This is a genomic window from Devosia nitrariae, assembly GCF_030160115.1.
Classification (GTDB): Bacteria; Pseudomonadota; Alphaproteobacteria; order Rhizobiales; family Devosiaceae; genus Devosia; species Devosia nitrariae.
This window is the reverse complement of sequence record NZ_BSNS01000011.1, coordinates 785,826-807,427: the sequence shown is the minus strand read 5'-3', so window position 1 is coordinate 807,427 and position 21,602 is coordinate 785,826. Positions and strand designations below refer to the sequence as shown.

Sequence of the window (21,602 nt, the reverse complement as noted above, 5' to 3'; positions counted from 1 at the left end):
GACGTCACCAGGCCACCGCGATGTACTTGGCTTCGCAAAACTCGAGAATGCCATGGTGAGCGCCCTCGCGGCCAAGCCCGCTCTGCTTCACCCCGCCAAAGGGCGCGGCCGGATCGGAAGCGAGGCCACGATTGAGGCCGACCATGCCTGCCTCGAGCCTTTCGGACACCCGCAGGCCGCGCGCCAGATTTTCGGTGAAGACGTAGGCGATGAGGCCATATTCGGTATCGTTGGCTTTGGCGACCACCTCTTCTTCGGTCTTGAAACTGGCCAGCGCCGCGATGGGTCCAAAGATTTCGTCGCGCACGAGAGGTGACGCCACGGGAACGTTCTTGAGCACGGTTGGCGGATAGTAGAAGCCAGCGCCGCCTGGTGCCTTGCCACCGGCAAGAGTTTCCGCGCCCTGACCTACGGCCTCGTCCACCCAGCCGCTGATCCGGTCCAGCGCATCCTGATTGACCAAGGGGCCGCACTGCACGCCCTTTTCATAGCCCGCACCGACCTTGAGCGCGGCCATGCGGCCGGACAGACCCTTGGCAAAGGCATCCATGATGCCTTCCTGGACATAGAAGCGGTTGGCAGCTGTGCAGGCTTCGCCACCATTGCGCATCTTGGCGATCATGGCACCATCCAGTGCCTTATCGAGGTCGGCATCGTCAAAGACGATGAAAGGGGCGTTGCCCCCTAGTTCCATCGAACAGGAAATAACGGTGTCGGCCGCCTCGCGCAGCAGCTTGCGCCCGACCTGCGTGGAACCGGTGAAACTAAGCTTGCGGACGCGCGGGTCATGCAGCATGGCACTGACAGTCGCGCCTGACCTGGAGGTGGTGATCACGTTCACCACGCCCTCCGGAACGCCGGCCTCTTGGTAGATCTCAGCCAGTGCATAAGCGGTAAGTGGCGTTTCCGTCGCCGGCTTCAGCACGCATGTGCAACCAGCAGCGAGCGCCGGTGCGATCTTGCGGGTCGCCATGGCCGCGGGGAAGTTCCACGGCGTTACCAGCACGGAGACCCCGATCGGCTGATACTGCACGAGAATGCGGTTGGTGCCGCTCGGCGCGACCGAGACGTCGCCATTGAGACGCACCGCCTCCTCCGAAAACCAGCGGAAGAACTCGGCTGCGTAGGCAACCTCACCTTCGGCATCGGGCAACGCCTTGCCGTTCTCGAGGCTGATGAGTTCAGCGAGCATCTGCTTGCGTTCCATCATCAGCTCGAAGCAACGGCGCAGAATTTCCGAACGCTTGCGCGGGGCTGTAGCGACCCAGCCGGGCGCGGCCTCATGAGCGGCGGTCACGGCCGACAGGGCATCATCCACGGAAGCGTCTGCGACGGTGGTGACAGTCTTGCCGGTGGAAGGATCGATGATGTTGAGTCGGTTGCCGGTGCTGCCTTCGCGCCACTGCCCGCCAATCCACAGGTCGTTGGGGAGTTCGGCCGGATCAAAGGAAAGAGAGGAGAGCGTGTTCATTAGCTTGCCTTGGCGTCTGGTGTCTTGGCGTCTGGTGTCTTGGCGTCTGTTGTCTTGGCGGAAAGCATGGACAGGTCGCCGGTAAACGCGGCCTCGACCAGCAGGTCCATCCCTTCCCGGTCGACCGGGCGGGGATTGTTCTTGATCAGCCGATTGGCGGCCATCGCCTGCTCGGCGATCCACGGCAGGTCGTCGTATTTGACGCCGATCTCGGCCAAAGTATGCGGTATGGCAACATTGCGTAACAAAGCTGCAATTTCCGAGATACAGGCGTCGGCTGCCACCTCGTCACTCGATTGCTCGTCGGCGAAGTCAAGAATGCGGCCAATCGCGGCTATGTCTGCCAGCGCGAAACCACGGTTGAACGCCAATGCGTAGGGCAGCATCAGCGCCACACCCAGGCCATGCGCCGTGTGCGTAAGCGCGCCGACGGGGTACTGCACAGCATGACACACGGATGTGCCGGCCGTTCCGAAGGCCAAGCCCGCCTGTGTTGCACCGAGCATTACGGAAGCGCGCGCTTCCAGATTGCCACCGTCGCGGACTGCGGTTTGAAGGTTGCGCCCGATATTGCCGACGGCCGCCAGCGCATAATTGTCCGTCAGAGCGTTCTTGCCGATAAAGACGTGTTCATGGATCAGTCCCGGAGTCTGGGCTCGCGGCGCCGTCGTGAAGGCCTCGATAGCATGCACGAGGGCGTCCGCGCCTGAAACAGCGGTCAGCCCCGGCGGACACGTCACTGTCAGTTCCGGATCGCAAATAGCCGTATCGGGAATGAGGTATGGGCTTGCAATACCCACCTTAACCGCCCGGTCCGGATCGGCGACGACCGCAACCGGTGTCACTTCCGAACCCGTACCCGCCGTGGTGGGCAGGGCGACTAACGGCAAAATCGGTCCCGGTACCTTGAACTCCCCGTAATAGTCGCTAACTGCACCACCATGGACGGTCACCAGTGCGATGACCTTGGCGGCATCGATGCAGCTGCCGCCACCGATCCCGACGATCACCTGGGCACCGAATTCGCGCGCTGCTCCGATCCCGGCGTGCAGGCATGCCGTCGGCAGTTCAGCTTCGACTTCGGAAAATACCGAGACGTTCAGCCCCGCCGCCGAGAGGTCGGCATGGAGTGCGCGAAAACTGGCTTCGCCTTCCATTCGTTGGTCCGTCACAATCAGGACCTTTTGGCCGAAAGCTGTGACATAGCGCGGCAGCGATGCGCGCTGCCCGATGCCGAATACGATGTTACGAGGCGTACGAAGGGCGCCGAACATAATCTAGTCCTCGATGATACTGGCCGGTGCGGCCAAGTCCTGCAGACGCGACCACGTCACGTCCGCGATATTGATCCCGTCGGCCAATGCGCGCCGGCGCAGATCGCGGCCTCGCTCGCCTGGAATACGGACATGGTCGAAGCCCTCGGCTGGTGTTTCCTGCCGCAGCATCTCAACGAACGCTGCGACCGGCGCCAGAGGCTGATCGATGACGATGAAAAGGTCGGCCTTGGTGCAGCGTTTCGTGGAATCGAGCGTGCCCTTGACCTCTCTGCCGATCGACGAACCGGCGAGCGCCGTCAGCATAAGTTCGAAGGCCAACCCGAGAGCATAGCCCTTCGGTCCGCCAAATGGCGCGATGGCGCCGGAACGGGCTGCCGCCGCGTCCGTGGTCGGGTTGCCGTCACCGTCCAGCGCCCAGCCGAGCGGGATAGGGGTGCCCCGGTCGGCGTGGTCGTGAATCTCACCCATGGAGACGATGCTGGTGGCTGTATCCATCATGAAAATGCCATCGCCTGTCGGCAAGCCGATGGCGATAGGATTGGTTCCGATCATCGCACGCCTTCCGCCCCAAGGATGCACCAGCGCTTCGCTGGTCGAAAAGGCGATGAGACACCTGCCGGCTTCAGCGACGCGATCGGCATAAAAACCCAGCATTCCGATGTGGTTGGAGTTGGCGATAGCCGCCACCGCCACGCCCTGCGTCGCGGCACGGTCCAGCAACGCGTCGATAGCCGCCTGAGCCACGACCGGGCCGAGGCCCTGCTCCCCGTCGACTTTCAGGAAGCCAGGTGCGGTCCACTCATGTTGTCCTCGCGTCAGCGGATCGGCAACACCATTGCCGATCCGTTCGACAAGACGCGGCAGGCGCAGAAGCCCGTGCGAGGCAATGCCGCGCATTTCAGCGTCCAGCAGGAGGTCGCGCTGCAGGGCAGCGTTGTCGGGCGGAACTCCGGCGGCCGCGAGCGCTCGGTCGACGAGTTCACTGGCTCGGCTGACAGGCACTACCGGCATACTTGAAGATCCCCCGGTACATTGTCAAAGCGCCCGCCTTCCGTCGGCGCATCCACATCCTTCAGCCGCGACGCGATCGGCCAGGCCTGCGCGAAATGGCACGCAGCGAGATGGTTATCCGCCACCGGCTTCAGCGGAGGTTCGCTACTCTTGCAGACGTCCTGGGCAATTGGACAGCGTGTATGGAAGCGGCAACCGCTGGGAATGCTGATCGGGCTCGGGGGATCACCGGCAAGCAGGATGCGCCTGCGGCGCTTGCTCGGGTGCGATGCGGGAACTGCCGACAGCAAAGCCTCGGCATAAGGGTGCTGCGGCCCGGCAAAGAACGACGTTTTGGGCGCCAGTTCAACGATCTTTCCAAGATACATCACGGCCACCCTGTCGGCCATATGCCGCACAGTGGCCATATCGTGAGAGATGAAAAGATAGGCCGTGCCCTTGTCCTCCTGCATATCCTGCAAGATGTTTATGACCTGCGAGCGCACGGAGACGTCCAGCGCGGACACCGGCTCATCGGCAACAATGAGGCGCGGCCCCAGCGCGAAAGCGCGGATGATGCCCAGGCGCTGCCGCTGCCCGCCGGAAAACTGTCGCGGCCAGTTGTCGACGTGCTTGGAGCTGAGCCCCACGGCCTGCAGCAACCGTTCTGCTGTGCTGCGACGCTCACGCCCATTCCGAACCAGACCATGGACGGAAAGCGGCTCTGTCACGATCTCGCCGGCCGTCATGCGCGGATCCAGCGAGGAGAATGGGTCCTGAAAGACGAACTGTATCTCGCGCCTGATGCTCTTGAGCGCGCCCTGGGATATGCGCGTGATATCCTTGCCCTCGAAACGGATCGTACCTTGGGTAGGGTTGGTCAGCCGCAGGATCAGTCGCGAGACGGTCGACTTGCCGCATCCGGATTCGCCTACGAGCGCCAGCGTCTCGCGTTCAGCCAACGAAAAGCTCACGCCATCGACCGCGCGCACCGACCCGCCAAAGATTTTCTTGAGGTCGGTGACTTCAAGCAACTTGTTCATCGGCCGTGCTCCTTGCCCAGCAGGCGACGCGCTGATCGAGCGCGACGGTTTCGAGGTTGGGGACCAGCCGGTCGCATGTCGGCCGGCGTTCCGGGCAGCGCGGATGGAAGGCGCAGCCCGACGGCATTTCGGAGATATGCGGCACGGCGCCACCAATGGCGGGCAACCGGCGCTGCTGCTCCATCTCGATGGTTGGCGTGGCGTTCAACAATCCAATCGAATACGGGTGCAGGGTGTGGTCGAACAGCGCCCCGACGCCAGCCTCCTCGACCACGCGGCCGCCGTACATCACATTCACCCGGTCGGCAATTTCAGCAACGACGCCGAAATCGTGGGTGATGATGATGATGGCCAGATCCATTTCCTTTTGCTTGGCTCGCAGTAGATCGAGTATCTGCGCCTGAATGGTGACGTCCAGCGCCGTAGTCGGCTCGTCGGCAATCAACAGCTTAGGCTCGCAAGCCAGCGCCATGGCAATCATGACGCGCTGACGCATGCCGCCGCTCATCTCGTGTGGAAAATTGTCAATACGCCGATGCGGGTCGGGGATGCCGACAGAGTCCAGTTGCTCGATGGTCCGCGCTCGTGCCGCCTTGGCCGAAAGCCCCTTGTGCTTGCGCAGAGGCGCAGCGATCTGATCGCCGACGCGCATGACCGGATTGAGAGCGGTCATCGGCTCCTGGAAGATCATGGACATCTCGTTGCCGCGCAACTGTTCCAGCCCTTTTCGCGACAGGCTGGTCATGTCCTGGTCTTTGAAAAGAACCGATCCGCCAGTGATACGTGCCGCCGATGGCAGGAGACGCATGGCCGCCAGCGCGGTCAGGCTCTTGCCGGAACCGGATTCACCGACAACACCCAGGCACTCACCGCGCCTGACGGTTATGTCCACGCCGCGCAACGCTTCCATGGAAACCTTTTCGGGGCCGAATGCGACCTTGAGATCGCGGATGGTGAGAATGGGTTCGCTCATCGCACAGTCCGATCCGGATCGAGACGATCGCGCAGGGCGTCTCCGAGAATATTGAAGGAGAGTACCGTCAGGGTAATGGCGAGGCCGGCGAAAAGAGCCGGGAGCGGCGAACCGAAAATGTTCTGCACTCCATAGCGCACTATATTTCCCCAGGAGGGAGCGGGCGGTTGGGCGCCCAGCCCGATGAAGCTCAACGTTGCCTCGAGACGAATGGCCGTGCCGATCCACAGCGTCGTCATCACCACGAGCGGCCCGGAGATATTGGGCAGGACGTGGCGGACGATGGTCGAGTAGGATGGACGCCCCATGGCTATCGCAGCATCCACATAGGCCTCCTGTCGAACCGCCAGCGCGGATGCGCGGGACAGCCGGATGAAGCTCGGGATCAGCGCGAAGGAAATGGCAATCGACAGGTTGAGGATGCCCGGCCCCAGCAGCGCCACGACCAGAACGCCCAGCAGCAAGGGGTCGAAAGACATCATCATGTCGGTAAGGCGGGTGACGATGCGTTCCGGCCAGCCGCCGAAATAGGCAGCGCTCGTGCCCATGGTGATGCCGATTATCGCAGCGATCAGCGGCGACACGAGACCAACCGTCATGGACAGACGCGAACCTTCGAGAATGCGAGAGAACACGTCTCGGCCGAAATCGTCGGTACCCAGCCAATAGGTTGAACTCGGCCCCTGATCGCGGACCGCGAAGTTCTGCAACAACGGATCGTGGGGCTGGATGAAGTCGCCGAACACGACGACCACGGCCAAAAGGACCAGGAAGCAAACGGAAAAGGTGACAAATATCCGGTCGAGCATCAGGCGGCCCTCACACGCGGATCGATCACTGCGTAGAGCAAGTCGGTCAGGAAGTTGATCGTCACGACCAGTACCGAAAGGATGACGATGCCGCCCTGGATAAGCGTGTAGTCGCGGGAGGTGACGGCGCCGACGAGCAATTGTCCGACGCCGGGCCTGTTGAAGACCAGTTCGATGGCGATGGTGCCGCCCAGCGTGGCGATGATCGACAGTGACAGGTGCGTGGTCACCGGAATGAGCGCGTTGCGGAAAATGTGGCGCCAGATGACATTCTGTCGGCTCATGCCAAGCGCTTCGGCAGTGCGCACATAGTCGCGGCCCGCCACGTCGAGCACCGCGGTGCGTGTAAGGCGGATCATCCCGAATCCCTTGAGCAGGCCAAGGGTGAAGGCGGGCATAGCCAGGTATCTCAGATCGAAGGCATTGTCGCCGCCGCCCAGAAGCGGGAACCAGCGCAGCGTGAGGCCGAAAAGCAGCAGGAAGAGCACGCCCAGGTAGAAATCGGGAAGTGCAGAGCCGAACAGCGAACCGAGGCGGGTGGCGTGGTCCGTTGTCTTGCCGGCCCGCATCGCCGATACGACGCCGAGCGGAACGCCGATCAAGATGCCCACAATGGTCGAAGCTATGGTAAGCGCGACGGTATAGGGCAGGTTGCGCAGCATCGTCTCGGTGACCGAGGCGCGATTGATCAGGCTGTTTCCGAGGTCGAAATTCAGAAGGCCCCAAAGAAACTCGCCGTATTGGACCAGGATAGGCTTGTCGAGGCCGAGGGAGGCCCGCACATTCTGGATGGTTTCGGCGCTGGCGCGGTCGCCCAGCATGGCGATCACCGGATCGCCGGGCAGCAGCCGCATGGCAAAGAAGACGAAGCTGAAGACCAGGAAGGCCGTCAGGATGGCGTCGGCCGTGCGCTGGAGCACGAAGCGAAGCATTTGGCGATCTCCTTGGGAAAACGCTGGGGAACCGGACCGCCGGGAGGATGGCGGCCCGGTCCTTAGAGGCTTTACTCGCTGACTCGACGTGCCGTGGCGAACTCATGCTGACCGAAGCCGCTGATGGGCTCGTAGCCGAGGTCGATATCGCCCTGCATCACCGACACCAGGGGCGCGGTCTGCAAGGGGAACACGGGAACGTCGCGAAGAATCTGGAGTTGGGCCTCTGTGAGCAGTTCCATCTGCTTGGCGGTGTCGGTTTCGCCCACTGCCTGGGTAACCAGGTCGTCTACATTGCCGCCGATCTCGCCATAATGGGAGAAGTTGCGCAGAGCCGAAGGCTTTCCGACGGCGGCCGCCTCGCTGAGGAACTCGTTGATGACCGCGGGGGCCGTGGGCGCGATCGCCGTTGAAAGCTCGACGATCGTGCCTTTGTCCTCGCGGATATTGGCGTGATAGGTGGCATGGTCCTGCACCTGCAGGTTCACCTCGATCCCCACCTGCCGCAACATGTCCTGCACCATCAGCATGTTGGTGAGGTAGTCGTCGCGTTCCGAGATGATCGCATCCAGGGAAAAGCCATCAGGGAAGCCGGCTTCGGCAAGAAGTTCGCGAGCCTTGTCCGGATCGTAGTTGTAACGCAGCTCTTGCGGAATGTCGGCGGTCTGGACGGCACCGTAGAAGGATGCCGGAACGATGGCCGTCAGATCGCCATGCAGGATGCCGAATACCTCTTCCCACACATCGCGATTGATGGCGTAGGCGATAGCCTGACGCACCTGCACATTGTCGAGGGGCGGCACGGTCATGTTGAAATGCAGAAACTGCAGCGAACCGGGCAGCATGGTGATGATGTTGGCGTCGGGCGCGGCTTGCTGGATCTGCTCCACCCATTGCGGCGTGCGCTCGCCGCCCGAGGCGTCCAGTTCGCCAGCGATGAAGGCGATGGTGGCGGCGTTATTGTCCGGAATGTAGCGCAGATGCAGTTCGTCCATGGGCGGACGGCCAAGGAAATAGTCGTCGAAGGCCTTGAGCACCACGCGGTCTTGCGGGCGATATTCGGCGAATTCGAACGGTCCGCTGCCTACGGGAGAAAAGCCGAACTCGTCGCCGAGTTCTTCCACCGCCTTCTTGGGCACGATGAAGCGACCGAATCCCGGTGTCAGCGCCGACGCATGGAAGAAGGCATTCGAGCTCTTGAGCGTGAAGCGAACCGTCAGCGGATCGATGACCTCGATGGACTCGATATCCTTGAAACTGGCTCCGTGTACTCCGCCCAGAGCCGGGTCCATCTGGCGCTCATAGGAGAACTTGACGTCCTCGGCCGAAACTTCGCCATAGCCCTTGTGCCACTTCACACCCGGGCGCAGATGAAAGGTCCACTGCGTCTTGTCCTCCGAGATTTCCCAGCTCTCAGCCAATTGCGGCTGCAGGTTCTCGAGGTTCATATCCATGGTGCCGCGCGGCGGCGCCACGAGCGAATTGAAAACCTGCAGCACGACGGTCTCGTCGTCGCCGGTCTTGGTCAGTGCGGGATCGATCGAGCCGATATCACGCGCGCCGAGGCGAATATCCATGGTTTCCTGTGCGGTCGCCATGCCGGTCATTGCCGTGCCGGTCAGGGCGACGGCGGTCGCGGCTGCCAGCAGCAGCCTCTTTCCCCAAAATTTCATGACTGTAGTCTCCTCTCCTACTGGGTCATTGAATGACGATGTGATCGACCAGGTTCTTCCTCACGAAGTCCCAGTCGTACTGGACGCCGAGCCCGGGGCCTTCGGGCACGGCGAAGCAACCATCCGCGCCCACCGCATCGAGCGTGTCGGAATAGTCCGAGGCGTAGATGGAATTGACGGCCTGGCCCCGTGACGGGCCCACCATGGCCAGCTCGTAGAAATTGGTGTTGCGGATCGCGGCCATGCAGTGACGATGGGCCGGCCCATTGCCATGAAGCTCCACATCGAGGCCCAGCGCTTCGGCGAGGTGCGCGATCTTCATGGTTCCGGTAATGCCGATATCGAGGTCTGGGTCGGCACGGACGAAGTCGGTGCCGTCCAGCAGCACTACGTTGGCCATGGCCTCTACTCCGCGGACATGCTCTCCAAGCAGAATTGGAGTCTTGATGATCTCACGCAGGCGGCGATGGGCGTGGGCAGCGAGCCCGCCATCGCTATAGGGATCCTCGTACCAGAAGAAGCCTGCCTCATCGCAGGCCCTGCCCACCAGCACTGCATCGCCGAAGGTCTTGAGATGACAGGCGCTGTCATGCATCAGCGCCATGCGACCGCCGACCCGCTTGCCCAGGGCCAGGATGGCACCAATGTCATTCTCGGTGCCGCCATCGGTCCAGCCATGCATCTTGAAGGCGCGATAGCCGAGCTCGTAGCACTCGTCGGCAAAGTCGGCGAAAGCCTCTGGACTGGCGAGGCCGCCACCGGGACCGGCAAACCAGGTGGACGCATAAGCCGGCAACCGCCGCGGCGCTCCACCGAGCATCTGCGTCACCGAAGCGCCAATCCTCTTACCGGCGAGATCCCAGAGAGCATTGTCGATCTGGCAGGCGCCGATCCGGTCTTCCTTGCGCAGATAGCGACGCGCGATCTCGTAGATCTGCTCGCGCCCAAAGGCATCCATGCCAAGGATCCACTTGGCAAGGAACTTGGCGTGCAGATAGGTATCCGACCGGCCGCCGATATACTCCCCGCGCGACCCGTCCCGTGTCTCGACGGCGACGCCCAAACGCGTGCGCCTGTTCCGCACGCCCGGCATATCGATGCCGCCGGGATTGACGTCAAAGCCGACGTTTTCGATCTCCTGGGTGAAGAGAAAGAGTTCGACTTTTTTGATTTCCGAGCCGCGGCCCGACGCTGTCGTATCCTGTGCCATCGCGCCCTGCCCTTACTGGATCGTCACGTGCTGAGTGGTCATCTCGGCGATGGCATCCCAATCGTAGCTGACGCCGAGGCCAGGCCCCTCCGGCACCGGAAAAGTGCCGTCCGGGCTGACATCGTCGAGGGCGTCGGAATAGCTGCAGGTATAGACCGGCGCATTGAAATTGCCGCGCGACGGGCCGACCATGGACAGCTCGTAGAAATTCGTGTTGCGGATCGCCGCCATGCAGTGCCGGTGCGCGGGGCCCGGAGCGTGCAACTCCACGTCGAGGCCCAGCGCCTCGGCGAAATGGGCGATCTTCATCGTTCCGGTGATGCCCATGTCGAAGTCGGGGTCGGCGCGCACGAAATCGGTGCCGTCCGCCAGCGTCAGCGTCGCCATGGATTCAAGTCCGCGGACATGCTCCCCAAGCAGGATCGGGGTCTTGATCAGCTCGCGCAAGCGGCGGTGTCCATGGGCGGAAAGGCCGCCGTCGCTATAGGGATCTTCGTACCAGAAGAAGCCGGCCTCATCGCAGGCGCGGCCTACGGCCAGCGCATCGGCAAAAGTCGTGAAGCTGCAGGCGCTGTCATGCATCAGCGCCATGCGGCCGCCAACGCGCTTACCCAGTTCCAGGACAGCGCCGATATCCTTGTCGATGCCGCCATCCGACCAGCCGTGCATCTTGAAGGCCCGGTAGCCCATGGCGTAGCACTCTTCGGCGAAATCGGCATAAGCCTCGGGCGTCGCAAGGCCGCCACCGTCCCCGCCGAACCAGGTCGAGGCATATGCCTTAACCGAACGCTTTGAGCCGCCCAGAAGCTGAGCGACCGAAGCACCGAGACGCTGACCGGCGAGGTCCCAGAGGGCGCAGTCGATGACGCCTGCCCCCATACGGTCTTCCTTGCGCAACTGGCGGCGGATGTTCTCATAGGCCTTTTCGCGGGCAAAACAGTCCGTACCCAACACCGCCTTGGCGCAAGTGGCGGCCTGTGCGAGCGAATTCGCCTGCCCGCCGACGTAGGCGCCGACCGCACCATCAACCGTCTCGATCCGCACGGCAATGCGGGCCCTGCTGCCCGTCGCTCCCGGCATGTCGATGCCGCCGGGACCGACACCCGTCATTGGGTAGCTGAACAGACGGAGGTCGATGCGCTTGATCAAAGTCGCCTTCGATTCAGGCACGTCGCGACTGGCGGCCTCAGCCATATCTGATATCCTCCCGTATATCCTATAGTATTTGCTAAAGGGGTATAGGGCCCAGCCGAAGGGGGAGTCAACGCAAATTTCGCCCGCCTGCTGTTTTCAATGGATATGCTATAGGATACACGACGCCCTCTCCGCAGGCGCCAGTCAGAAAAGGGACGAGAACACTTGGCGACGTCACAGAACCCACCCGCGAGCACCGCGATCAAGCGCCCGCCCCGACTGGGCGACGAGGTCTACAACACGATCTACGCGCAGTTGATGAGTCAGAAGATTCTGCCCGGCAGCCGTATTTCCATCGACAATCTGGCGCGCGAACTGGGCGTCTCGCAGACACCTATCCGCGAGGCCCTCTCGCGCCTGGAAGCGCAGGGCCTGGTCGTCAAGACACACCTGATCGGCTTCAGCGCCGCCAGCCAAATGGATCGCACTCGGCTCGACCAGCTCTATGAGCTGCGATTGCTGCTGGAACCCTTTGCGGCACGCAAAGCGGCGACGCTGATGAGCTCGGAGCAGTTCGAAGCGCTCAAGCGAATGACCGACGACATGCGCAATGACCGCGGCCAGGGCCGCGTGAGCTACAGCGAATTTGCGCGGCTCGACAGCCAGTTCCACGACCTGATCGCGCAGGCCAGCGGCAATGATCTCGTACAGGAGACCCTCGCGAACCTGCACACCCACGTGCATCTCTTCCGGCTGTTCCATCACCAGCAGGCGACATCAGACGCCAATGCCGAGCATGCCAAGTTGATCGAGGCCTTCGAGGCCCGTGATCAGGATCGTGCCGAGCAGGCCATGCGCACTCATGTGGAACGGTCCTATGCCCGATTCCGAAGCTTCTTCGAGGACTGATGGGACAGGTGGCGGCGGGCAAGGCCTGCCGCCACGAAAGGCCTAGTCAGCGACCCCCGTTTGCCACCTGTAGTCAGGTGTGCCGGAGCTGACGCAGAGGTCGACGACGGCTCTCCACTCGCGGTAATGGTTATCGTGGCAGTTGCAGAAGGCCCAGCAAGATCGCTCTTGTTCGCCCGACCAAGTGGTACCGCTGCCACCGCGACCAATCAAACAAAGACGCAAACAGAGCGTTTCGCAGCGCGTCCGGCTAGGGACGGTCAGACGGTCGAAAGGGAGCACAACGCGGATGATCGGCCATGGGCCGGAAGACCAAGTATCCGGACGATTACCTCACCAATGAGCATATGGTTCGGCGCAGTGGCTATTTTCCGCAGTGACCTTGAAATGATCATGCTCAGCCCATAGGCCGACTGCTGGTTGACCGGTCTCTCGTTCGGAGTTCAACGCCGACCATTCAGTAGGCCGGGCAACGAATCGGGTGGGGCCACTCGAGAAGCGGGTTTTATCCAATCCGCTGACCGGTGGTCCGATCGAACAGATGGACAGTCGCCCCTTCGAACTTGAGATTGATGGTGTCGCCCGAGTTGATGGGTTGGCGATCACGCACGACGACGCTGACGGACTGCTCTCCAATCCGGCAATTGACAAGTGTCTCGGCGCCCGTCGGTTCGACGATGTTGACAGTGGCCGGAACGCCCTCACGGGAAACCGAGAGATGCTCGGGCCGGATACCGAAGGTCACCTCGACGCCATCGGCGTCGACGGAGAGATGCGGCAGGCCGATCACCGGACCGGACGGCAGCATGAGTTCCGAACCGCCGCCGGCGCGGCGCAACGTACCATCCATCAGGTTCATAGAGGGCGAGCCGATGAACCCAGCGACAAAGATGGTCTGCGGCCGATCATAGAGTTCGAGGGGCGTCCCCAACTGCTCGATATGACCCGAATGCATGACCACGATCCGGTCGGCCAAGGTCATGGCTTCAACCTGGTCGTGGGTCACATAGACGGTGGTCGTGCGCAGACGCTGGTGCAACTCCTTGATCTCCGCACGCATCTGCACGCGCAGCTTGGCATCGAGATTGGACAGAGGCTCGTCGAACAGGAACACCACCGGATCGCGTACGATGGCCCGACCCATGGCGACGCGCTGCCGCTGGCCGCCGGAAAGCTGCTTGGGCAGGCGCTGCAGCAACTCGGTCAGCCCCAGAATCTCTGCCGCGCGCCGTAAGCGGCCATCGATCTCGGCTTTGGGCAGGCGCTTGAGCCTCAGCGAGAAGCTCATGTTTTCTGCCACCGTCATATGCGGATAGAGCGCATAGCTCTGGAACACCATCGCGATGTCGCGGTTCTTGGGCGCAACGTCGTTCACCTTGCGCCCGCCAATCAAAATCGCGCCGCCAGTGACGGTTTCGAGGCCGGCAATGGTGCGCAGTAGCGTTGACTTTCCGCAGCCGGACGGGCCCACCAAAGCCACAAATTCACCGTCGGTGATTTCAATGTCAATGCCATGCAGGACATCGACTGGTCCGAAAGACTTGCGAAGCCCCTTCACTTCCAGTGCCGACATGGAATCCCTCCTCAATGTTCCGGGGCGCCTAGGCCTTGCCGTTAGGGTAGAAATTGTGCAATTGCGCCAGATCGAAGCGCGGCGCGCGCCGTGCCAGCACCAAATTCCGGACCACTTCGCCGGCATCACGCATGCCGACCAAAGCGCAGTCGACCTCGGGGGTAGACAGAACGAACTCTATGGACGCCTCAGCGACGCGGTCCTGCGATATCTCGGGGAAGGCCTGCTCGAACAGTCGCGGCAGCACGCCGGAGGTGGCGGCGCGCATAGTCACGATGCCCAGGCCGCGCTCGCGGGCATAGGGAATTATGCCAAAGGGTTGGCGCTGGTAGTCGCAAGCGCCGTGATAGATCAGGCTATAGGCTATCTGCAATACATCGAACCGGCCGCTATCAACCAGCCGCTCCAGGGCGCCCGAAGGCGTCTCGGCAGAGAGGCCCACGGCGCGGGCGATGCCACGCTGCTTTAGGCCGGTCAGCCAATCGAGAAAGCCCGACGCCAGCATGCGATCGGCGAAGCTGTTGGTATATTGCGAACCATGAATCTGCAGCACATCGACATAGCCGGTTTGCAGGCGCGTCAGACTGGCTTCGACCTCGGCGTCCAGTTGGGCCGCCGTGGCGTCGGGATCGTAGCGGACCTTGGTTGCCAGCACGACGCGGTCGCGCATGGGCGCCAAGGCCTTGCCGAACAGCCGCTCGGAAAGGCCGTTGCCATATCCTGGAGCGGTGTCGAAATAGGTGATGCCCGCTGCCACGGCGGCTTCAACGGCCTCCATGCCCTCGCGCTGCCTGGCAGCCGCAGTACGGTCACCGCCGCCCAGATAGCCCGAGAGCCCAAGCGGCGCGCCGCCAAAGCCGATGCGCGTCACCTCCAGCCCGGTACGACCCAGTGTCTGAACCGGCAGGCTCACCGCCCGAAATCCGGCAGTATCTTGTCGAGGACCTCGTCGATATAGTGCGAGAGCGGACCGCGGGTCTCGCCACCCCAGGCTATCCAGCCATGCACCAGGCGGCCACCGATGTCGCTGCGCACATTGATACCGAAAGGATAGAAGGGCGAGCGCCGATGGGGATTGTCCTTCCACGGATCAAAGGGCATAGAGAGCGGCTTGACCGGGCGCCGATGCGTCTCGATGAGCCGTGACGCGTTGCCACCGAAGAAGGCCTCTCGCTGCTCCGGACTCGGCTTAAAGCGCTCGATCCATTGTCGCGTGGGGGCTGCAGGTTCGTCGCGCCAGAACAGCACGGGGGATTCCGTGCCCCACAGGATGCGCTCCCACCCCAGCCGATCGAGCAGTGCGTCGGCCCATCGGTCGATCAGACTCGCTTCGAAAATGCCCTGACGCGAGAACACGACCGAGAAACGCGGGTGCGCATAGAGCGCTGCTAGCGCCGGTTCGTCGAGAATGGTGGGGGCAGCAGGCCCGGAGAAGTGGCCGGAGATGACGTTGTTGTCCGGATAGCGCACGAGATGGGTGAGCAGCGCGTCGGCGACCTCTCGCAGGCCGTCCTGCCCGACGATGAAGGGTAGTGCCCGACGTTCGCCCAGGATGTCGAGCACGAAAGGCCACTGCTTCATTTCGCCGGTCGAGATGCGCAGGCCGATAAAGCCGGCGTCGAGCTGGGCATGCAAGCCGGCCTCGACCTCGGTGCGGTTGCCTCCAAGCGGTAAGCCAATACCCAGGAACGCTCCTGCAGGATCGGACATGGCCCGGTGGACCTCGTCCAGGTCCGGGCAGGCATCAAAGGGGCAAACAAGGGCCTTCTCGATGCCGAGCAGGCGCATGGTTTCTTTATAGTCCTCGAGGGTCTGAAAGCGGGGCACGCCCAGATGGGCATAGGCGTCGAACATGACATTAACCTTTCGTCGCGCCGGCCGTCAGGCCATCCACGAGGTAGCGCTGGAAGAAGACGAAAACGATGATTACCGGGAGCGTGGTCAGCACGCCGGCGGCATTGAGACCGCCCCACTGCGTGTAGCCCTGCCCAATCATGATACCGAGCGCAGCAGGCAAGGTCCGCACGTCGTTGGAGGTCGTCAGGACAGTGGCATAGAGAAACTCGTTCCAGCTCAAGATGAAGCAGAATACGCTGGTTGCCACCAGAGCCGGTATCGACAGCGGCAGCACGATACGCACCAACACCTCAAGACGGGAGCAGCCGTCGATCACGGCCGCTTCCTCGATTTCACGGGGGATAGTGTCGAAGAAGCCCTTCAGCATCCAGGTGCAGAACGGAATGGTGAAGGCGACATAGGCGACGAACAAAGCCCAGTAGGTGTTGATGAGGCCGAGCTTGGAAAAGACCAGATAGAGCGGGATGATGCCGGTCACCAGGGGGAACATCTGGGTCGAGAGCACGAGGAAAGCCAACGAGCTACGGCCTTTGTAGCGAAAGCGCGAGAAGCTGTAGCCGGCAAGTGTGGACGCCACCAGGCTGCAGACGGTGCTGACGATAGCCACGATCATGGAGTTCATGAAAAACCGAGGATAGGGCACGAAGTCAAAAATCATTTGGTAGTTTGCCAGCGTTGGATTGCGCGGCAGGATCGAGAGCGTCTTGGAGAATACTTCCTGTTCCGGCTTGAACGAGATTGAGACCATCCAGATGAACGGGCAGACGACGAAGGCTATTAGCAGTGCGAGCAGCGCCCAGCGCAGCATCACCCAAGGGTTGTAAGCTCGCGTCATTCCGTGCCCCTCAGTTGTAAGTAAAAGAAGCAGATGATCGAAGTGATGATCATGATGACAAAGGCGATGGCGGAGGCCATGCCGAAGTCGAACTCCGCGAATGCCGTGCGGTAAGCATGGAAGGCGATGACCTTGGTACTGTCGGCGGGGCCGCCGTAGGTCATGATGTACTGAAAATCGACACCCTTAAGGGAGAAGATGGTGGTCAGGAGCACAGCGATGACCATCACGCCTCGGAGGCCAGGTATGGTCACGTTCCAGAACTTCGCCCATTCGCCGGCGCCGTCGATTTCGGCGGCCTCGTAAAGCTCCCTGGGAATCGACTGGAGGCCCGCGAGCAGCACGATGGTGACGAAGGGGAACGACTTCCAGATATGCGCGATGATGAGCGTAGGCATCGCCCAATCGGTGCTCGATAGCCAAGGAATGGGCTGGCTGATAATGCGAGCGCCCAGCAGAACTTCATTGATGATGCCCAGCGTATTGAACATGGTAGAAAAAACGATCGCGGCCAGCACCGTGGGCACCGCCCAGGGAATGAGGATGATGGCACGGGCGACCGACCGCCCCACAAAGGTCTGGTTGAGCAACAAGGCCGCAATCATGCCGACGGCAAGTTCGCCCCCTACAGACCCCACCACCCAATACAGCGTCCGTCCAAGCGACTGATAGAAACTGCGCTCCTGGAACAGCTCGAAATAGTTGGCAAGCCCCACGAACTGCATGCCCTTCCACGGGGTATTGAGATTGTAGTCGTGCAGGCTCAACCAGAGGCCGTGCGCCAGCGGATAGATGAAGATCACCGAAAGGATGATCAGCGCCGGCGCAAGCAGGAAGTAGGGGAAGGCATTGGCTCCGAACCGAGCCAAGGAGGAGACCCGCTCCTCCCCGGCTTCAGAGACCTCGCTCAGCGATGCCATATCGCGTGCCATATCGATTATCCGTTATTGGATCGATGCTGCGAGCGAGTCGTGCATCTCCTTAACGCCGTCCTCCACGCTGATTTCCCCGGCCAGCATGCGCTGGTAGAGCGGAGTCCAGATAGTGTCCATCAGGGTTCCCGCGCCCCGCAGGCCGAGCCACTTCGGTGCCGGCAAGTCGGCCGAATTTATGGTTTCCAACAAAGTGGCATAGTATGGATCTTCCGAGTAGAAGGGATCGGCCAGAGCTTCCTTGTTGGCGGGGATCATGCCGTTGACATGCATGTAAAGCGCCAGGCCCTCGGCAGAGGTATAGAACTTAAGGTATTCGATCACTTCCTCTGGGTGCTGCGTCTGGCTGAACATCCCCAGCGCGCCGACATAGGCGAATTCGCCGCGGCCACCGGGGCCCTCGGGGAACCGCATCAGGCCGAATTCCCACCCATTTTCCTCAAAAGTCTGCTTCGTGAGTTCAAGCTCCCAAGGCCCCATGAAGGCCATTGCGACACGGCCGGCCCGGAAGTTGTTGGCGACATCGCGTACGGTGTCGGAGATGGTGGATGGCGGCGAGCAGCCCTCATCGTACATGCTCTTCAGCCAGTTGAAGCCTTCGACAGTACCTTCGCTATTCCAGGTGATCTCGTCGCCGATTTGGCTATCAACATAGCTGCCTTCGACCAGCCGACCGCCGAAGGAATGCGCGGCCATGGTGTACTGGCGTACCGGACCACCTTCAGCACCGGCGGTCAGGTTTACGCCCCACTGGTCCACGCGCCCATCTCCATCGGTGTCCAGGGTGAGCTGGCACGCGATGTCCTTGAACTCCTCCACCGATTGAGGCGCCGACTCCGGATCGAGCCCGGCCGCGTCAAACATGGTCTTGTTATAGAACCAGACTTCGGTCGCGAGCATCTTGGGAACGCCCCAGATGTGCGCCGGCTGCTGGCCGTCTACGGAGAACTCGGCGTCCGCCCAAGCGACGTCGAAGATGGAGTCGCGCCAAGCCTGGTCGATATACTCGTCGAGCGGCTGTACGTAGCCCACAGCGGCGGCTTGGGCGAGGTTGCCAATGCGACCCACATCGGGGAGCCCGCTGCCGGCATTGAAGGCGGCAAGTATCTTCTGCGGATGGGTGTCCCAGGGCGTCGATTCGATCTGGATCCGGATATCGGGATGCAGTTCCATGAACCGGTTAGTCAGCGCGGTAATGCCTTCGATATCGGGCGGGCGCAGGTTGGTTTGCCACTGCACCAGTTCGACGTCCTGCGCACTGGCCAGGGCGGTCGTGGCGACCACCGCTGCGGCGGTCACAAAGCCGCGTACAACGTATCTATGCATATCTTTCCTCCTTGATGTCTTAGGCGATAGTCACGAGCTGGACGGTCGTCGCTTCGATGCGCTCCCAGGCGTAGCTGATGTCGAGAGTCGGCGGGCACCGTGCCGACCGGGCTGACATCGTCGAGAGCGTCGGAGTAGTGGCAGATACGGATCGGCACGAGGTCCGCGCCTCGGCGAAATAGGCGATCTTCGTGGTGCCGGTGATCAAGCCACCTTCGATCAGGGCACGCCGCCAGCGGCGACGTCAGCCATATCTGATATCCTCCCGTATATCCTATAGTATTTGTGCGATAGGATATATGATCGGTTTAGACGGAGAGTCAAACGTAAATTCATTCCCGATCGCAGTTTCAGGTCAAAGAGCGACATCTACCTATGGGCTCGATCTCTCAAACCCCTTCCAGCACCCGCTTGTCAGGAAAAGTCGCCCTAACGGGCTGTGACCGCCTCCATAAGGATCGGCAGATCGACGGGGTCGCCATTGTAGTAGGCCGTCACTGCTCGCATGGTGGCCGCCACACGAGCTTCAGTGCCCAGATCCAGCTCGTATGGCGCCGGCCACCGCGTAGCGGCTTCGGCCAAAAGCTTGAACTCGATGCGCTCTGCTTGCAGTTCGTCACCGAGCACAGCCCGGCGCAACTCGGCAGCTCCGGCGACATCAAGGGACTTCAGGGCGTCACGGGCGGTGCGCAGGGGTTTAACGACATCCGAGCGCCACCTCTCCACCGCAGCATCCCATGCGGCGAGTGTGCGAGCGTCCGGCAGCCGCCCCTCTGCCGCCGCGAACGCTGCGGCGAGCAGCACGCAGACATCACATCCGTGCCGGCGCTGTGCAGCAAGGCATTCCTCCGCGACAGCGGACTGCGCATAAACGGTGACCGCGAACCGCCACAAGTTCTCGCCGGTCTCGGCAGCGTCCATGGCTTCAGGTCGTGCACATGACGTTGAGCAGCACCTGCCGGCGCTCGCTGCGAATGACCGTCAAGGCCCGATCGAGGGCTTTGGGCAGATCGTCGGGGTGCTCGACCCGTTCGCCGTGGCCGCCGACCACGTCCATGACCTTCTCGAAATTCATCTCAACACCAAAATCGGTCAGCGGTTCATTCGCCTGCTTGGAGGCGTCTGCCGCATAACCCTCCTTATACATGCCGCGGGTCGAACGGCGAACCGCATGCCAGCCGCGGTTGTTGAACACCACGAACAGCACCGGCAACTGCTGCTCGGCGGCCACGAAATGCGCCGCCAGCGGCGTGCCGAACATGTAGGAACCGTCGCCCACGGTCGAGATCACCAGCCTGTCCGGCGCCGCGACCTGCGCACCCAGCGCTGCTCCGAGGCTCCAGCCCAGGCCGCCCGCAGCGCCGGAGAAGAAATACGTGCCCGGCTCGTCGAATGTCATGTGGTCGATGCGCAGGCCCGATTCCTTGAACACCAGTGCATCGCCCTTGATGGCATCGATTGCGCGGCTGATGTGCAGTGGCGTCAGGTCGCCTGACGACTGCGCCGCCCGCCAGGCGGCAAGCCGCACCGCCTCCAGGTCGCGCCGGCGCTCGGCAAGGCCGGCACGGCGGTGCTCGACCTTGTCAGCATCGCTGCGCCCATCGGCCATCAACCGGCCGAGTTCACCGAGCACAATCTCGGTGTCGGCGGAAATCGCGAGATCGCACTGAAAGCTGCGGATCGGCAGGTTCTGGTAAAGCGGATCTTCGCCAATATGGATGACCTTTGCCCCAGCTCTCGGACTGCCCTCACGCGGCAGCCACGGCACCATGGTATCGAGGACCAGGATAGCGTCGGCTTGGCCAAGCCAGGCATTGATATCCTGTCCCATATTCATGGGGTGCGTGCTCGGCAGGTCGACTGTCCGGGGATTGTAGCTGACGACCGGGATCGCCATATCGAGCGCGAAGCGCGACAACGCCGCCATGGCAGCCGGATTGCGGCCCAGGGTCGAGGTAATGATCAGGGGAGTGTTTGCCCTGGCGAGGATATCGGCCGCTTCGGCAAGTGCCGTCAGATTGGCCCCAGCCGCTGTGACGGCCCGCTGCCGGCCACCGCCCGGCGTGTAGGTGAAGCTCTCCAGTGTTGTTGCCAGCACCTCGCGCGGGAGCGTCAGGTAAACCGGCCCTTGCGGCGCCGACCCGGCGATGCTGAGCGCGCGATCAACCACGAGCTCGAGCTGCTCGCCATTGCGCAACTCATAGTCCCATTTGACAGCTTCGCGCACCATGCCGGCCTGGTCGTACATCTCCTGCGTCCAGTGGACGAACCCGGAGCGGGCGCCCCTCATGCCCTCCTCCATAATCGGCGTCCGGCCGGCATTGAACAGCATCGGCGCGCGCACGCGCTGAGCGTTGAGCAAACCGCACAGCGCATTGGCAGTGCCCACATTGACGTGCACCATCACCGCCTGCGGCTTGCCGGTGACCAGTGCATGGCCAAGGGCCATCGAGACCGCGATGTTCTCGTGGGGCGCAGTCACTGGTTTGGGCAGTGTCTGCCCCTGTGCCTCGCCCTTGGCGAAGGCCTCGATCAGGGGCGCGAAATCCGTGCCCGCGTTGGCGAAGAAGTATTCGATACCCCGGTCGGCCAGCAAATGCAGATAGGCCTCGGCGACGGTCACATTGGTCAAAGTCTTCTGAGTCACGGTCTGATCCC

20 protein-coding genes are annotated in these 21,602 nt (G+C 62.1%); 1 reads left to right on the top strand and 19 read right to left on the bottom strand.

All coding sequences use genetic code 11. The annotated features are described in order from the left end of the window. Positions 1–4: 4 nt before the first annotated feature. The 10 genes from QQK18_RS14325 to QQK18_RS14280 form a co-directional block, all read right to left on the bottom strand. Entirely contained in the window at positions 5–1,471 is a 1,467-nt protein-coding gene (locus QQK18_RS14325; RefSeq protein WP_284341050.1) for an NAD-dependent succinate-semialdehyde dehydrogenase, read from the bottom strand. Then, positions 1,471–2,745 carry an iron-containing alcohol dehydrogenase gene (locus QQK18_RS14320; protein WP_284341004.1) on the bottom strand — a complete coding sequence of 425 codons (1,275 nt, stop codon included), beginning with the start codon at positions 2,743–2,745 and terminating at the stop codon, positions 1,471–1,473. The genes QQK18_RS14325 and QQK18_RS14320 overlap by 1 nt, the downstream gene beginning before the upstream one ends. Positions 2,746–2,748: 3 nt before the next feature. Further along, complete coding sequence (locus QQK18_RS14315) at positions 2,749–3,759, bottom strand: Ldh family oxidoreductase (protein ID WP_284341003.1); 1,011 nt, start codon at positions 3,757–3,759, stop codon at positions 2,749–2,751. Continuing rightward, positions 3,750–4,781, bottom strand: coding sequence for an ABC transporter ATP-binding protein (locus QQK18_RS14310; protein WP_284341002.1), 1,032 nt, complete (start codon positions 4,779–4,781; stop codon positions 3,750–3,752). Before QQK18_RS14310 ends, QQK18_RS14315 begins: the two co-directional genes overlap by 10 nt. Further along, positions 4,765–5,691: an ABC transporter ATP-binding protein gene (locus QQK18_RS14305; protein WP_284341001.1), complete on the bottom strand. Its 927-nt coding sequence runs from the start codon at positions 5,689–5,691 to the stop codon at positions 4,765–4,767. The genes QQK18_RS14310 and QQK18_RS14305 overlap by 17 nt, the downstream gene beginning before the upstream one ends. A 59-nt stretch (positions 5,692–5,750) precedes the next feature. Continuing rightward, positions 5,751–6,563, bottom strand: a complete 813-nt coding sequence (locus tag QQK18_RS14300; protein WP_284341000.1) for an ABC transporter permease — start codon at positions 6,561–6,563, stop codon at positions 5,751–5,753. Further along, a complete protein-coding gene (locus tag QQK18_RS14295) occupies positions 6,563–7,495 on the bottom strand; it encodes an ABC transporter permease (RefSeq protein ID WP_284340999.1) in 933 nt (310 codons plus the stop codon). Before QQK18_RS14295 ends, QQK18_RS14300 begins: the two co-directional genes overlap by 1 nt. Positions 7,496–7,566: 71 nt before the next feature. Continuing rightward, a complete protein-coding gene (locus QQK18_RS14290) occupies positions 7,567–9,168 on the bottom strand; it encodes an ABC transporter substrate-binding protein (RefSeq protein WP_284340998.1) in 1,602 nt (533 codons plus the stop codon). Positions 9,169–9,193: 25 nt separating this feature from the next. Then, positions 9,194–10,378: an enolase C-terminal domain-like protein gene (locus QQK18_RS14285; protein WP_284340997.1), complete on the bottom strand. Its 1,185-nt coding sequence runs from the start codon at positions 10,376–10,378 to the stop codon at positions 9,194–9,196. A gap of 12 nt (positions 10,379–10,390) precedes the next feature. After that, complete coding sequence (locus QQK18_RS14280) at positions 10,391–11,572, bottom strand: enolase C-terminal domain-like protein (protein ID WP_284340996.1); 1,182 nt, start codon at positions 11,570–11,572, stop codon at positions 10,391–10,393. A 165-nt stretch (positions 11,573–11,737) separates the two neighbouring features. Between QQK18_RS14280 and QQK18_RS14275 the strand changes: the two genes are divergently transcribed. Continuing rightward, the gene (locus QQK18_RS14275) at positions 11,738–12,421 is read left to right on the top strand and encodes a GntR family transcriptional regulator (protein ID WP_284340995.1); all 684 of its coding nucleotides are present in this window, start codon (positions 11,738–11,740) and stop codon (positions 12,419–12,421) included. A gap of 505 nt (positions 12,422–12,926) precedes the next feature. Here QQK18_RS14275 and QQK18_RS14270 read toward each other — a convergent pair. From QQK18_RS14270 to QQK18_RS14230, 9 genes are all read right to left on the bottom strand, one after another. Beyond that, positions 12,927–13,994 (bottom strand): ABC transporter ATP-binding protein, encoded by a 1,068-nt coding sequence (locus tag QQK18_RS14270; protein WP_284340994.1) that lies wholly within the window; start codon positions 13,992–13,994, stop codon positions 12,927–12,929. A gap of 28 nt (positions 13,995–14,022) precedes the next feature. Continuing rightward, complete coding sequence (locus tag QQK18_RS14265; protein WP_284340993.1) at positions 14,023–14,907, bottom strand: aldo/keto reductase; 885 nt, start codon at positions 14,905–14,907, stop codon at positions 14,023–14,025. Beyond that, positions 14,904–15,848: an amidohydrolase family protein gene (locus QQK18_RS14260; protein ID WP_284340992.1), complete on the bottom strand. Its 945-nt coding sequence runs from the start codon at positions 15,846–15,848 to the stop codon at positions 14,904–14,906. Before QQK18_RS14260 ends, QQK18_RS14265 begins: the two co-directional genes overlap by 4 nt. Positions 15,849–15,852: 4 nt before the next feature. Next, positions 15,853–16,686: a carbohydrate ABC transporter permease gene (locus QQK18_RS14255; RefSeq protein WP_284340991.1), complete on the bottom strand. Its 834-nt coding sequence runs from the start codon at positions 16,684–16,686 to the stop codon at positions 15,853–15,855. Further along, complete coding sequence (locus QQK18_RS14250; RefSeq protein ID WP_284340990.1) at positions 16,683–17,618, bottom strand: carbohydrate ABC transporter permease; 936 nt, start codon at positions 17,616–17,618, stop codon at positions 16,683–16,685. Before QQK18_RS14250 ends, QQK18_RS14255 begins: the two co-directional genes overlap by 4 nt. A 12-nt stretch (positions 17,619–17,630) precedes the next feature. Then, positions 17,631–18,944, bottom strand: coding sequence for an ABC transporter substrate-binding protein (locus QQK18_RS14245; protein WP_284340989.1), 1,314 nt, complete (start codon positions 18,942–18,944; stop codon positions 17,631–17,633). 19 nt (positions 18,945–18,963) lie between these two features. Then, positions 18,964–19,152: a hypothetical protein gene (locus QQK18_RS14240; RefSeq protein WP_284340988.1), complete on the bottom strand. Its 189-nt coding sequence runs from the start codon at positions 19,150–19,152 to the stop codon at positions 18,964–18,966. Positions 19,153–19,373: 221 nt separating this feature from the next. Then, entirely contained in the window at positions 19,374–19,865 is a 492-nt protein-coding gene (locus QQK18_RS14235; protein WP_284340987.1) for a TIGR02444 family protein, read from the bottom strand. A gap of 4 nt (positions 19,866–19,869) precedes the next feature. Next, on the bottom strand, positions 19,870–21,591 hold the full coding sequence (locus QQK18_RS14230) for a thiamine pyrophosphate-requiring protein (protein ID WP_284340986.1): 1,722 nt from the start codon (positions 21,589–21,591) through the stop codon (positions 19,870–19,872). Between the last annotated feature and the right edge of the window lie 11 nt (positions 21,592–21,602).